General features: G+C 71.2%; 14 protein-coding genes. 8 read left to right on the forward strand and 6 right to left on the reverse strand.

Annotation, left to right across the window (positions count from 1 at the left end):
- Positions 1-7: 7 nt before the first annotated feature.
- Both ABD830_RS00955 and ABD830_RS00960 read right to left on the reverse strand, forming a co-directional pair.
- Complete coding sequence (locus tag ABD830_RS00955; protein ID WP_344984289.1) at positions 8-1,000, reverse strand: MvdC/MvdD family ATP grasp protein; 993 nt, start codon at positions 998-1,000, stop codon at positions 8-10.
- Positions 1,001-1,093: 93 nt separating this feature from the next.
- Positions 1,094-1,237 (reverse strand): hypothetical protein, encoded by a 144-nt coding sequence (locus ABD830_RS00960; protein ID WP_344984291.1) that lies wholly within the window; start codon positions 1,235-1,237, stop codon positions 1,094-1,096.
- A gap of 302 nt (positions 1,238-1,539) precedes the next feature.
- Between ABD830_RS00960 and ABD830_RS00965 the strand changes: the two genes are divergently transcribed.
- Genes ABD830_RS00965 through ABD830_RS00975 form a run of 3 tightly spaced genes read left to right on the forward strand, consistent with a single transcriptional unit; the run spans position 1,540 to position 2,705 of the window.
- Complete coding sequence (locus ABD830_RS00965; RefSeq protein WP_344984292.1) at positions 1,540-1,893, forward strand: DUF2809 domain-containing protein; 354 nt, start codon at positions 1,540-1,542, stop codon at positions 1,891-1,893.
- Between the two features lie 46 nt (positions 1,894-1,939).
- The gene (locus tag ABD830_RS00970; protein WP_344984293.1) at positions 1,940-2,380 is read left to right on the forward strand and encodes a hypothetical protein; all 441 of its coding nucleotides are present in this window, start codon (positions 1,940-1,942) and stop codon (positions 2,378-2,380) included.
- A complete protein-coding gene (locus ABD830_RS00975; protein WP_344984294.1) occupies positions 2,370-2,705 on the forward strand; it encodes a hypothetical protein in 336 nt (111 codons plus the stop codon). The genes ABD830_RS00970 and ABD830_RS00975 overlap by 11 nt, the downstream gene beginning before the upstream one ends.
- Positions 2,706-2,724: 19 nt before the next feature.
- Here ABD830_RS00975 and ABD830_RS00980 read toward each other — a convergent pair whose 3' ends face one another.
- The 3 genes from ABD830_RS00980 to ABD830_RS00990 are packed head-to-tail and all read right to left on the reverse strand — an operon-like array spanning position 2,725 to position 5,502.
- Positions 2,725-3,360 carry a CoA-binding protein gene (locus ABD830_RS00980; RefSeq protein WP_344984295.1) on the reverse strand — a complete coding sequence of 212 codons (636 nt, stop codon included), beginning with the start codon at positions 3,358-3,360 and terminating at the stop codon, positions 2,725-2,727.
- Positions 3,361-3,365: 5 nt separating this feature from the next.
- Positions 3,366-4,712, reverse strand: a complete 1,347-nt coding sequence (locus tag ABD830_RS00985) for a 6-phospho-beta-glucosidase (RefSeq protein ID WP_344984296.1) — start codon at positions 4,710-4,712, stop codon at positions 3,366-3,368.
- Between the two features lie 10 nt (positions 4,713-4,722).
- Positions 4,723-5,502: a DeoR/GlpR family DNA-binding transcription regulator gene (locus ABD830_RS00990; protein WP_344984297.1), complete on the reverse strand. Its 780-nt coding sequence runs from the start codon at positions 5,500-5,502 to the stop codon at positions 4,723-4,725.
- A gap of 140 nt (positions 5,503-5,642) precedes the next feature.
- On the opposite strand from ABD830_RS00990, the gene ABD830_RS00995 reads away from it, so the two are divergent.
- Genes ABD830_RS00995 through ABD830_RS01015 form a run of 5 tightly spaced genes read left to right on the forward strand, consistent with a single transcriptional unit; the run spans position 5,643 to position 12,563 of the window.
- Positions 5,643-6,833 carry a carbohydrate kinase family protein gene (locus tag ABD830_RS00995; protein ID WP_344987597.1) on the forward strand — a complete coding sequence of 397 codons (1,191 nt, stop codon included), beginning with the start codon at positions 5,643-5,645 and terminating at the stop codon, positions 6,831-6,833.
- A 7-nt stretch (positions 6,834-6,840) separates the two neighbouring features.
- Positions 6,841-8,199, forward strand: coding sequence for an ABC transporter substrate-binding protein (locus ABD830_RS01000; protein ID WP_344984298.1), 1,359 nt, complete (start codon positions 6,841-6,843; stop codon positions 8,197-8,199).
- Positions 8,196-9,092, forward strand: coding sequence for a carbohydrate ABC transporter permease (locus ABD830_RS01005; RefSeq protein WP_344984299.1), 897 nt, complete (start codon positions 8,196-8,198; stop codon positions 9,090-9,092). Before ABD830_RS01000 ends, ABD830_RS01005 begins: the two co-directional genes overlap by 4 nt.
- A complete protein-coding gene (locus tag ABD830_RS01010) occupies positions 9,089-9,889 on the forward strand; it encodes a carbohydrate ABC transporter permease (RefSeq protein WP_344984300.1) in 801 nt (266 codons plus the stop codon). The genes ABD830_RS01005 and ABD830_RS01010 overlap by 4 nt, the downstream gene beginning before the upstream one ends.
- Positions 9,890-9,908: 19 nt before the next feature.
- Positions 9,909-12,563 (forward strand): sugar-binding protein, encoded by a 2,655-nt coding sequence (locus tag ABD830_RS01015; protein ID WP_344984301.1) that lies wholly within the window; start codon positions 9,909-9,911, stop codon positions 12,561-12,563.
- A gap of 233 nt (positions 12,564-12,796) precedes the next feature.
- Here ABD830_RS01015 and ABD830_RS01020 read toward each other — a convergent pair whose 3' ends face one another.
- A complete protein-coding gene (locus ABD830_RS01020) occupies positions 12,797-13,162 on the reverse strand; it encodes a DUF488 domain-containing protein (RefSeq protein WP_344984302.1) in 366 nt (121 codons plus the stop codon).
- Between the last annotated feature and the right edge of the window lie 106 nt (positions 13,163-13,268).

A 13,268-nucleotide genomic window follows, 5' to 3' on the forward strand; every position in this document is an offset into this window, starting at 1 on the left:
CTCCCTCTCACGCATGGGCGGCCGCCTGACCGGCGATCTCGTCGCGGGCGAGCCAGGCGGCGATGGCGTCGCTGATGGGCAGGCCTGTACGCATCTCGATGAACCCCCAGGCGCCGTTGGGATTGATCTCCAGGAAGACGTAGTCGCCTTCCGGTGTGAGGATCAGGTCGATCGCCCCGTATGTCAGCCCGAGCGAGGCGACCAGCTCGACGCACCGCTTCTCCACGTCCGCGGGGAGCGCGTGCGCGGCGTACCTGACCCGGTCGTCGTCGTAGTGACGCCAGTCCTCCCTGGCCGTCCGTGACGCCTGCGAGTCGATCTCGGCGGCGAACACCTCGTCCGCCACGACGATCACGCGCAGCTCCAGGGCCTTGGGCACGTACGGCTGAAGGATCACGGGCTCGTGCTGGAGCAGATGCCGTGAGGCGAGGTGACGGCGGGTCAGCACGGTCGTGTACGTGCGGTGGTCCTCGCCGTCGATCGTGAAGTTGTCGGAGTTGATCTGCTTGGTGATGAGCCTGCCCTCGGCGCGCTCGTACGCCGGGACCAGCTCGGCCGGATCGTTGGTGAACGACGTCTCCGGTACGGAGAAACCCATCGCCGCCGCGCGGGCCATATGAATGATCTTGTTGTGGGCCTGCCGCTCCGGCTCGCGCCGCGAGGGCAGCCATCGGGCGGGGACCAGGTCCCACGCTCCGTCCAGGAGGAACTGAGCCTGCCAGGCGACGTGCTCTCGATGGCTCGGCTCCGACACCTCGGCCGACGCCGCCGACCGGGTCGGACGCCTGCGCCACACGGCCGTCACCGTCGAAAGGTCGAGGGTGCCGTTCGCGGTGTGGAGTGTCATGCGGTGCTCTCCGCCCGCGAAGGCCACCGTGAGCCGGCTCCTGGCAGGGAACTCCCCGCTGTCCCACCAGGTCACCGGGATGTTCCGGCGCAGCAGCTTCGGCATCACCATGTCGACCGTGTCGTCCAGACGGTCGCTCAGTATGAGGATCATGTTCCAGTCGCCTCGCTCCACGAAATGGCGGAGCGGGACAGGCCCGCTCCGCCGTCGCTCAAGGAGATCGTGATCAAACTCGCCCGGTACGGGTCAGTTGTTGGTGCCCTCCCACTCGGCGGGCTTGCCACCGACGTACCAGGACACGGACATCCGGCCACCGGTCACGTCGCCCAGCTCGGCGTCGGTCAGCTCGGCACCGTCAACGGCAAGGTCGTTCAGCGAGATCTTCGGCATTTCGTCTCCCCTTCCACCGCTTCCGCGGTGTGTCTTCGTTCCCCCGGCGTTCCGTGGAACCTGTCGTGCTTGTGGTGACGAAGTTAGGGATGGCGACTTGAAGTGCACTTGGACCGGACTTGGAGAGACGCGCGATGCGCCGCCACGTGGCACATCAGGCGCAGGTCTCGTGGGTGGCCGACGTGCTGGCCTCGGCAGCGGTTCGCGTGCCGCCTTCCGACCCGCTGTGAGGGACGAGCTCTATGATCAGTTCGTCCTGATTGTCGAGACTCGGAGAAGACGTCAATCTCATGCGCCGCGCCATGGTCCTTCTGGGTGGCGTCGCCCTCGCCGTCGGCGCGTTCACCCTCTTCTACCGGGGCCCGGGACAACCGTTCATCCGCGGCTACGTGAGCGACGTCAGCGCCACCATGCTGGTCTACGCGTTCTTGGGGCTGCTGTGGCGCACCACCGCCGCACGCCGCACCCTGGCCACGGCCGCGATCGCCGTTGCCGTCGAGTTCTACCAAATTGTCGGCATGACCCCGCCGGGCATCGGCGGTGTCCTGGTCGGCGCGTTCCCCGACCCATGGGACCTGGTCGCCTATGCCATCGGTATGGTCGCGGCCCTGGCCTGGGAACGCCGATCGGTCCGATCCGGTGATCAGACCGGCTGACTCTCGGACGCCATGCCCATCGACGGCCGCTCGCACCCGCCGGAGGATGGCCATTCTCACCGGCATCACCGTGCCCCTTGTGCTGGCCGTCGTCGTTTTCGTGGCCACGGTGCTGATCGGGCCGTTCCAGGAGGACGTCAAGGAAGGGGTGTCCGCCTCGGAGCCTCCCGTACGGGTCGGCATCGAGGAGTCCTGGAACAACGACGTCGACATGGGCTGGGTCTTCGATCGGCCGCTGTCGGCGCAGGCCGTCAACGAGCTGCGCCGCCCACGGCGGCATCCGGTTCTCCGGCTTCTGCCTCACCCGGGCCTGCGACGCGGCCAGGACCCGGTTCAAGCTGTCGCTGACGGGACGGAGGAGGAGCGAGGTCAGGGTCACCGACGTCGTCGGCCGGGTCCTGGCGCGCCGGAAGCCGCCGACAGGCGCCCTTGTGTGGGGGCCCACGGGCGGCTCAGAACAGATCGAGCCCGGCATCGTGTTCTTTGAGGAGAACCCCGCGGTCGAACGCCTGAAGGGTCTCGACGAGTACGAGCGGCCGACCCGCCCGTACTCCGACCAGAAGTTCGTCCATCTCGCCCTCAACGAACCCATCGTCTTCGAGATCCTCGCCGTCAGCACCACCTGGGACGTCGGCTGGGAGCTCGTCGTCAAGCTGTCGGTCGACGGGAAGGCGGAGGAGGTGGTCGTACGGTCCGACGGCACGCCGACCGGCAGGCCGTTCCGCAACCCCGGGAAGATCTATGAGCCTCAGGTCTACAAGGGGAGCTTCAGGTGCGAGGTAGGGGCTCCGACCTGCGACCCCATGAGCTGACCTGCCAAGCGCATGAGCCCTAACGGCCTCTGCGCAAGGCCCATTCGACGCCCGGACAGCGGTCCATCACGACGTCGAGGCCCGCGTCCAGAGCACGCTGAGCCGCGGTCTCGTCGATGACGCCGAGCGGGAGCCAGATCGCCCCGGCCCCGATCGCTATCGCCTCGTCAACGGACTGCCCCGCGAGCTCGGAGCGCCGGTAAACGGCGACGACGTCCACCTTCTCCGGCACCTCGGCCAGTGACGGATATCCGGTCTCGCCCAGCACGGTCTCGGCGGCGGGATGGACGGGGATGATCCGCTTACCTCTAGCCTGGAGCAGCCGCGCCTGGTCGTAGGCCGTACGCTCGGGGTTGTCGCTCAGCCCCACGAAGGCCCAGGTGTGTGCCTCGTGCAGCATCCGCTTGATGACATCGACGTCCGCGAAACGGTTCTCCACGTACCCAGCAACACGGCCGGCGCGCAGGAACTTCCCCTTCCGGGCCACGGACTCGCCCTCGAAAGAGGGGAGCAGGTGCCCGCCGGCACGGTGGCCGGCCTGCCGGTGGGGCTGCAGCTCGTCTGCCGTCCCGGGCGTGAGCTCCATCTCTTCCAGACCGCCGCCCGAGCCCTCGGCACAGCCGCCGGCCGTCCCCTTGAGGAGGCCGCCGGTCACGGCCGCTAAGAGGAGCCCGGGATCGCGGCGGCGAGCTCAGGGATGCGGGCCCGGTAGCCGTCGAGCAGCCGGCGGGCCGTCGTCACCGAGTCGACCAGGGGATGCAGCGCGAACGCCTCGACCGCCAGGCGGGCCGAGCCGGTCGTGGCGGCCTCGATGGCGGTCTGCTCCACCGCCTTGACCTGCTGCATCAGGCCCAGGAAGCGGCCCGGCAAGGGCCGGGTCGCCAGGGGGCGGACGCCCGAGCCGTCCACCGCGCACGGGATCTCGACGACGGCGTCCGCGGGCAGGCCGGGCACCGCGGCGCCGTTGCGCACATTGAGGATCATGGAGGTGGGCTCGCCGCGGGCGATGGCGGCCATGAGGGCCAGCGCGATGCCCTCGTACCCGCCCGCCTCCAGGTCGGCGGCGTCGCGCTCGCCGGCCTCGGTGGCGTCGCGGGCCTCGGCCATGTACGACTCGTCGCGCAGCCTGCGCGTCCTGACCCACTCGGCGAGCGCGTCGCCGGGCCGCGCCCGCACGGCCGCGTAGAAGTCGTCCTGCTGTCGCACCAGGGACTCCCCGCGCGTCTGGCCGGAGATCGCGGCCACCGACTCCCGGGTGAAGTAGTAGTAGTACAGGTACTCGTTGGGCAGCGCGCCCAGCGTGCGCACCCAGTCGGCGCCGAAGATGCGCGCCTCCTCCACCTGCCGCAGCGCGGCGTCGTCCGCGAGCAGCCCCGGCAGCGCGTCGCTCCCGTCGTGGACGAGGCCGCGCAGCCAGCCGAGGTGGTTGAGCCCCACGTAGTCGGGCGACACGCGCGCCGGGTCGAGCCCGAGGGCGGCGGCGGCCCGCCTGATCAGCCCGATCGGCGAGTCGCAGATGCCGATCACGCGGTCGCCGAGCACGTGCCGCATAGCCTCGGTGATCATGCCGGCGGGGTTGGTGAAGTTGATGACCCATGCCTGAGGCGCGAGCGCGGCCACCCGTTCGGCCACGCGCATCGCGACGGGGATGGTGCGCAGGCCGTACGAGATGCCGCCGGGACCGGTCGTCTCCTGGCCGAGCAGCCCCAGGTCCAGCGCGACCCGCTCGTCGGCCGTGCGGCCGGCCAGGCCGCCGACCCTGATGGCGGAGAAGACGAACGTGGCGTCGCGCAGCGCGGTGTCCAGGTCGGTGGTGATCTGGATGTCCGGTGGCTCGTCGTGCCCGGCGGCGAGTTGGCGCAGCACGTGGCGGATGGCCTCGAGCCGGTCCTGCGACACGTCGTACAGCACCACCTGCTCCACGCGCGGCTTGGCGGTGTCGCGCAGGAGCGCGCCGTACACGAGCGGCACACGGAAGCCGCCGCCACCGAGAACGGCCAGTCTCATCGGAATCCTTTCACGCCAGCAGGACCTCGGCGCCGGCGGTCGCGCAGTTGCGCAGCGTCGCCTCGTCGGCGCCCTGGTTCGTCACGATCACGTCGATGTCGTCGGGGCCGCACACCCGCAGGGCGCCGGTGCCGGGGAACTTGTGCCGGTCGACGAGCAGCACCACCTGCCCCGCCGCCGCGATCATGGCCCGCTTCAGCGGCACCTCGGCCAGCGTGGTGTCCACGAGCTGCCCGTCCGGCCGCACGCCGCTGACGCCCAGGAACACGCGGTCGGCGACCACCTGGCTGAGCGCCGCCTCGGTCAGCACGCCCACCAGCGAGTGGTACGGCCGGCGCACCATGCCGCCGAGCAGCAGCAGCTCGACCTCAGAATCGGAGCGCAGCACGTCGAGCACGGCGAGGCTGGAGGTGACCACGGTGACGCGGCGCCCGCGCAGCCGCCGGGCCAGGCGCATGGTCGTGGTGCCGATGTCGAGCAGGACCACCTCGCCGTCGCTCACGAGCTCGGCGGCGCGGGCCGCGACCGCCTCCTTGTCCTGCTCGTCCACGGCCGCCACCTCGGCGAACGGCCGGTCGGTGTCGGTGTCGGTGTCAACGCTCGCCCCATCGTCGAGAAGCAGGGCGCCGCCGCGGACGCGCCGCAGCGTGCCGTCGCGGTCGAGCACCTCGAGGTCCCTGCGGATGGTGGACGGGCTCACGCCGAGCTGGCTGGCGAGATCGCGAACGCTGGTGGCGCCTGAGAGTCGGACCCGGCGCATGATCTCCGCATGCCTGAGGCGCTGAAGCACGGCGCGAGCATATCAGTCAGATTCGCGCAGGAACATGCACCTTTGACCAAAAACTCCCAGGAGAGACTTGAAGTGCGCGAGCAAACGTGCAAGATTTCCCACATCTCGATTCGTGTCGAGGAGGATTCATTCCCGTGTCCATGCAGGCCTACGACCCTCTCGCCGACGAGCGCACCCCGGAGGGGCCGCAGTTCGATGTCTTCCTGGCGGGCACGGTCTTTCTCGACATCATCTTCACCGGACTGCCCGCGATGCCCGCGGCCGGCACCGAGATCTGGGCGGAGGGCATGGGCTCGTGCCCCGGCGGCATCGCCAACCTCGCCATCGCGACCAGCCGGCTGGGGCTGCGCACCTCGCTGGCGGCCGCGTTCGGTGACGACGACTACGGCGACTTCTGCTGGCGGACGCTGGAGGAGCAGGAGTCGGTCGACCTGTCCAGGTCGCGGCGGTTCGAGCACTGGCATTCGCCGGTGACGGTCTCCATGGCGGTCGACCGCGACCGGAGCATGGTGACGCACGGCCACCCGGCGCCCATGGCGGCCTCCGAGATGATCGGCAAGCCGCCCTGCTCCAAGGCGGTGATCGTGCCGCTGTCCACCGAGGAGCCGCTCGACTCCCCCGACAGTCCGTGCAACTGGGCCGAGCTGGCCCGCCGCGACGGCGCCCTCATCTTCGCCGACGTGGGCTGGGACCCCTCGGGCGCGTGGTCGCGGTCGCTGCTGGACCAGCTCGCCCTCTGCCACGCGTTCATGCCCAACGCGGTCGAGGCGATGGCCTACACCGGCGTCGACACCCCGCGCGACGCCCTCTACGTGATCGCCGACAAGGTGCCCGTCGCGGTGGTGACCGACGGGGCCAACGGCGCCATGGCCATCGACTCGGCGACGGGCGAGGAGGCGTTCGTGCCCGCGCCACGGGTGACGGCGCTCGACCCGACCGGCGCGGGCGACGTCTTCGGCGCGGGTTTCGTGCTCGGCACGCTGTGCCGCTGGCCGCTCTCCGACCGGCTGGCGTTCGCGCAGCTCTGCGCGGCGCTGGCGGTGCAGCAGTTCGGCGGCTCGCTGGCAGCGCCGGGCTGGGGCGACATCGCCGACTGGTGGCACGAGGTGCGCGACTCCGCCGACCACAGCGGCGCCTACGGCAGCTCGCTGGCCCGCCGCTACGCCTTCCTCGACAAGCTGGTGCCCGTCGAGCCGGTGGGCGCCGTGCGCCGCGCCGCCGCCACCATCGCCCGGTACGCCGACGTCGGCCCCCAGCTCCCGGGGACCCGGCAGGACCGGCCCGACGACGAGGACCCCGACACGCCTCGCGTGCCCGCGCAGAAGGAGTAGTAAGACCATGAACCCCCCGCTCCGAGCGCTCGCCGTGCTCACCGCCGGCGCCCTGTCCCTCGCCGCGTGCGCCCCGGGCTCCTCGGCTCCGCCCAGTCCGGCGGCCACCCCTCTGTCGTCGGTACGCACCGACGCCCCGAGCCTCGGCAACGTCACGCTCACGGTCTGGGACCAGGAGGTACGCGGCGGCCAGGCGGCCCAGATGAAGCAGCTCAACGACGCCTTCCAGGCGAAATACCCCAACATCAAGCTCAACCGGGTGAGCCGCTCCTTCGACGACCTCAACACGACCCTGCGCCTGGCGTTGAGCGGCAACGAGCCGCCCGACGTCGTGGAGGCCAACAACGGGCGTTCCTCGATGGGCGCGTTCGTCAAGGCCGGGCAGCTCCGCCCGCTCGACGCCTACGCCGAGGCGTACGGATGGAAGAAGCGCTACCCGCAGTCCGTGCTGCGCTATGCGAGCTACAGCCCCGACGGCAAGGTGTTCGGCGAGGGCAACCTGTACGGCCTGCCGCAGGTCGGCGAGGTCGTCGGCGTCTACTACAACAAGGCCAAGCTGACCAAGCTCGGCCTGCAGCCGCCGAAGACGTGGGCCGAGTTCGAGGCCGCGCTGGCCAAGGCCAAGACGGCCGGCGAGGTGCCGATGCAGCTGGGCAACCTCGACAAGTGGCCGGCCATCCACGTGTTCGGCACCGTGCAGAGCCGGGGCGTCCCGAAGGACCAGATCGGCACGCTGGCCTTCGGCCGCAAGGGCGCCTCGTGGAACACGCCGGAGAACACCAAGGCCGCCGAGGAGATCGTCGGCTGGGTCGACAAGGGCTACTTCAACAAGGGCTTCAACGGCCAGGGCTACGACCCGGCGTGGCAGGCGTTCGGCAAGGGCCAGGGCGTCTTCATGATCGCGGGCACCTGGTTGCTCGCCGACCTGCAGAAGTCCCTGGGCAAGGACCTGGGCTTCATGCTGCCGCCGGGCGCCACGGCCGACGCGCCGCCCGTCGCGACCGGCGGGACCGGGCTGCCGTTCGCGATCACGGCCAAGAGCCCGCACCCTGACGCGGCGGCGGCGTACATCGACTTCATCACCAACGCCGACGCGATGAAGGTGCTGACCACCACCGGCAACCTGCCCGTCGCCGACACGGCGCAGCAGAGCGTCCCTGCGGGGCCGCAGCAGGACGTCTTCACCGCGTTCGGCACCGTGACGGCCAAGGACGGGCTGGTGCCGTACCTCGACTACGCGACGCCGACGTTCGCCGACACGCTGGGCGCGGCGCTGCAGGACCTGCTGGCCAAGAAGCAGAGCCCGCAGGAGTTCCTGGCCACGCTGGAGAAGGACTACAAGACGTTCGCCGAGAGCAACGGGTGAGCCGACCCAGGACCTGGGGCCGGCCTCCCGGAGAGCCGCGCCGCGTCGCTTATCTCTACCTGCTTCCGGCGTTCGCCGTCTACGCGGTCTTCCTGCTCTACCCCATCGGGCGCGCGGTGCAGCTGTCGCTGTACGACTGGGACGGGCTGTCGCTCGGCCGCTGGGTCGGGCTGGACAACTACGTCGCGATCGTCGCCGACGAGGGGCTGCGGGCGGCGTTCGGCCACGCGCTGGTGCTGATCGTGTTCTACGCGGCCGGGCCGCTGGTCATCGGGCTGGGGCTGGCCGCGATACTCAACCACGCCAAGGTGCGCGGGCTCGGGTTCTTCCGCACGGTCGTGTTCCTGCCGCAAGTGGTGGCCATGGTCGTGGTGGCGGTGGCCTGGCGGCGCGTCTACGCGCCCGACGGCACGCTCAACACGCTGCTCGGCGCGATCGGGCTCGACTCGCTCACGCGGGGCTGGCTGGGCGACTACACGTTCGCGCTGCCCGCGGTCGGGGTGGTCGGCACGTGGTTCGAGACCGGGCTGGTGACCGTGCTGCTGCTGGCCGGGATGAGCCGCATCCCCGGCGACCTGTACGAGGCCGCGCGGCTGGACGGCGCGGGCGCGGTCAGGGAGTTCTTCGCGGTCACGCTGCCGTCGGTGCGCGGGGAGATCGCCGTCGCGCTGACACTGACGGTGATCGCCGCGCTGCGCACGTTCGACCTGGTGTACGTCACCACGCGCGGCGGGCCCGGCGACTCGACGTCGGTGCCGTCGTACGAGGTCTACCACCGGGCCTTCGGGCTCAGCCAGATCGGCTCGGCGGCGGCCATCGGCGTCACGCTCACCGTCGTCATCTTCGTGGTCTCGTTCGGGATCAACCGGTTCGCGGACAGGAGGGTCTCGTGATCTCGCGCGGTGAGCGGGTGGCCAACTACGTCATCCTGTCGGTGTTCGCCGCGTTCGCGCTCTTCCCCATCGTGACCATCCTGTCCGCCGCGCTCGGCCCCGCCGACAGCGGCGGCACATCCGGGCTGGGCAACTTCACGGCGGCGTGGCAGATCGGCCACTTCGGCACGTACCTGCGCAGCAGCCTGGCGGTGTCGTCGTTCGTCGTGGTCGTGAGCGTGGTGCTGTCGATCATGAGCGGGTACGCGTTCGGCACCATGCGCTTCCGCGGCCAGTCGGTGCTGTTCTACCTGTTCATGCTCGGGATCATGATGCCGAGCGAGGCCATCGCGGTGCCGCTCTACTTCGACCTGCGCTCGCTCGGGCTGATCGACACGTTCTGGTCGGTGGCGCTGCCGCAGGTGGCGCTGTCGGTGGCGTTCGGCACGTTCTGGATGCGGGCGTACTTCCGGGCCTCCAGCCGCGCGATCGTGGAGGCCGCCCGCATCGACGGCGCCTCGACCTGGCGCATCCTGTGGCAGGTGCTGGTGCCGCCGGCCCGGCCCGCCGTCGTCACGCTGACCGTGCTGGTCTTCATGTGGACGTGGAACGAGTTCCTCATCCCGCTGATCATGGTGACCAGCGAGTCGCTGCGGACGGCGCCGCTGGGCCTGGCCTTCTTCCAGGGCCAGTACACCTCCGGCTTCACCCTGCTCGCCGCCGGGTCCGTCATCGTCGCGACCCCGGTGGTGATTTTTTACCTGTTCCTTCAGCGCCACTTCGTCCGCGGTCTGCTCCAGGGGGCAGTCCGCGAGTAGCCGTCCTTCCGGAGGTCCCATGCGTAAACGCCTGTCGCTGGTGCTGGCCGCCACGGTCGCCCTCGCCGTCTTACCCGCCGTACCGTCCGCGGCCTCCGCAGATCCGCCCGTGGACCTCGACGCGCTGTTCGTCGGCGCGCACCCCGACGACGAGGCGTTCAGCCTGTCCACGCTCGGCCAGTGGAAGGAGGACCACGACGTCCGCACCGGCGTCGTCACCGTCACCAGGGGCGAGGGCGGCGGCAACGCGGTCGGGCCCGAGGAGGGCCCGGCGCTGGGGCTGCTGCGCGAGGCCGAGGAGCGGTCGGCGGTCGGCAAGGCGGGCGTGCGCGAGGTGTTCAACCTCGACGACGTCGACTTCTACTACACGGTGAGCGCCCCGCTGACCGACCAGATCTGGGGCGCCGACACCCTGGAGAAGGTCGTGCGGGTGGTCCGGCAGACCCGGCCGGAAGTGATCCTCACCATGGACCCGGCGCCCTCCCCCGGCAACCACGGCAACCACCAGCAGGCGGCGCGGCTGGCCGTGCAGGCGTTCTACGCGGCGGCCGATCCCAAGGCGTTCCCCGAGCAGATCACGCGTGAGGGGCTGAAGCCGTTCGCGGCCGCCCGGCTGCTGGTCGGCGGCGGTCGCGGCACCTCGCAGACCGGCCCGTCCTGCGCCTCGACCTTCCGTCCCGTCAACCCCGCCCAGAACGTGTACGGCGTGTGGGGCGGGCGGCCCTCCCAGAGCCAGGGCAAGACGTGGGCGGCCGTCGAGCGTGAGGCCCAGCGCATGTACGCCTCCCAGGGGTGGGCCGGCTTCTCCGACGTGCCGACGGACCCGGGCCAGCTCGGCTGCGACTTCTTCACGCAGGTGGACTCCCGGGTGCCGTTCCCCGTGCCCGGCAGCGCGGCGGCCGCGGCGCCCACGGCGATCCTCGACGGAGCGCTGACCAGGGCGTCCGGGACGGTCCCGCTCGGGACGTCGTTCGGCCTGAGCACCGGCACGTTCGACGTCCGGCCCGGAACGCCCTTCACCGTCAAGGTCACGGCGACCGCGCCCTCCCGCGAGCCGCTGGGCCGCTCGTCGGTGAAGCTGGGCACCCCCGAGGGCTGGCAGGTCAGCGGCTCCGGAGAGCTCGGCAGGCTCGCCGCGGGACGCGCGGGGACGGCGACGTTCACGGTGACGCCCGGCCAGGGCACCGGTCGGGCCCGCGTCTCGGCCACGCTGACCACCGAGCACGGCGGCGGGTACACCGACCGCCAGGTCGAGGTCAGCCCCGCCGTGCGGGGCACGCAGCAGCTGCTCCCCCAGGTCGCCCAGTTCGAGAAGTGGACGGCCGAGGTCGGCGTGCCGCAGCTGCGCGGCACCGTCACGCCCGTGCTCACGCTGCCCTCGGGCGGCTCCCGGCAGGTCGGCGTCGTGGTGACCAACGTCAGCGACGCCGCCAGATCCGGCACCGTACGCGTCGAGCTGCCCGCCGGGTTCACCGCGGACCGCGTGGAGGCCCCCTACACCGATCTGGCCGCCGGGGCCTCGACGACGGTGCCGTTCACCGTCACCAACTCCGACCCCTCGCTGAAGACCTCCAACGAGGGCGGCGACTACGCGTACACCATCAGCGTGGACGGCGCGGTCGCGAGCAAGCCGGCGCTCGAGCTGGTCCCGAAGGCCTCCGTTCCGCAGGGGTCGCCCACCGTGGACGGCGTGGAGGGCGACGGCGAGTACCCGGGGGCCGCGCTCGACATCTCGCGCCTGTGGGAGGGCACCGCGTGCTCGTCGGCGGCCGACTGCTCGGGCACGGCCAAGCTCGCCTGGCGCGACGACACCCTCTACCTGCTGGTCCAGGTGAAGGACGACGTGCTCGGCACGCGGCTGGCCGCCGCCGACTGCAAGCGGCACTGGCGTACCGACTCGGTGGAGGTCACGTTCGACCCGCGTGGCACGTCCGAGAACACCTCGACCACGTTCAAGGCGGCCGTCCTGCCGGTCACGGCTGAGGGGCCGCCGTGCTTCGAGCGGGACGCCGACAACCGGCAGGGGCCGGGCGAGCAGAGCGCGCCAGGCATGCGGGTGGCCTCGAAGGTCGCCTCCGGCGGCTACAGCGTGGAGATGTCCATCCCGATGGCGCTGCTGCCGGGCTCCGTCGATCCCGCCCACCTGGGCATGAACATCCTGGTCTACGACTCCGACACCCAGGACAAGACCGGCCAGACCCGGATCGGCTGGTCCACGTGGGGCGGCGTGCAGGGCGACCCGTACCGGTGGGGCGTCGCCACGCTGGCCGGCTACCAGCCGCCCGCCGACCGGCCCGTCCCCGACCCGGTGATCCCGGACACGGCCCTGTCCAGCCTGGACTCGCCGCAATCGCTGGAGCAGGCGGTACGGGTGCACGTGCCGCTCGCGGGCGGCCCCGCGGCGAAGGAGTCGGAGAGCGGCTGGGTCACCTCCGCCACGGCCGGTCAGAACGGGGTGAAGGTGACGGTGCGGGCGAACGCGGCGGGCAAGGCGCACGTGTTCGTCCGGGATGGCCAGGGGACGGCGGGCAGCCGCGTCGTCACGGTCTCCCGCAAGGGCACCACGACCGTGACCGTGCCGCTGGCCCGCGCCCTCGCCGCCCACCCGACGGTGGTGGCGGGCTGGGAGGCGTCCGGCGCGGGCACGGCGGCCTCGCAGGTGAGAGTCCGCTGAAGGGTCGGCCGCCCGCCCCCGGATGCGGGCGGCCGCCTATCAGCCGGTCGATTCGCGGGCGACGAGGGAGTACCCTTCGCCAACGCCGATCCCGCCACTGACCGATGGCGGCGCGTACCACCGAGGGGGCTGACATCCCGCCCAGCACCAAGCACGGCGCCATCCTGCCGCTGTGCATCGGCGAATGGGAACGACCGGCCGGCTCTCCGCTCATGCGGTGAGATGGGCCTTGCCTATCTTCCGCGGCTGGTCAGCCACTCGGCGAGCACTGCCGCCTGGCTGTGGCCCACGTCCTTGGTGGCGGTCAGCAGCGTGAGATCGTCATGGGCGGCGAGGTCGTGCAGGTGCCGGGCCGCCTCACGATGTCCGGCGTCCCCCAGCTCGGCGAGGTAGCGGCGGCGGAACTCGGCGAAGCGGCTCGGCTCGTGGCCGTACCACTTGCGCAGTTCGGTGGACGGGGCGATGTCACGCAGCCATTCGTCCAGGTGAGCGTCCTCCTTGCGCATACCCCGCGGCCAGACCCGGTCGACGAGCACCCGCTTGCCGTCCCGTGGTGAGCTCTCCTCGTAGATGCGGCGACAGGCGATCTGCGCGGCCATGGCGGCACCCCTCCAGATCGATCGACTCGCCCGACGGGCGACTCGCGCTCTTCACCGACGTACCCATTTTATCCAGCGAGCCCCCGCGCGAGGTTGGTCAGGGCCC

Source organism: Nonomuraea helvata, from assembly GCF_039535785.1.
GTDB classification, from domain to species: domain Bacteria; phylum Actinomycetota; class Actinomycetes; order Streptosporangiales; family Streptosporangiaceae; genus Nonomuraea; species Nonomuraea helvata.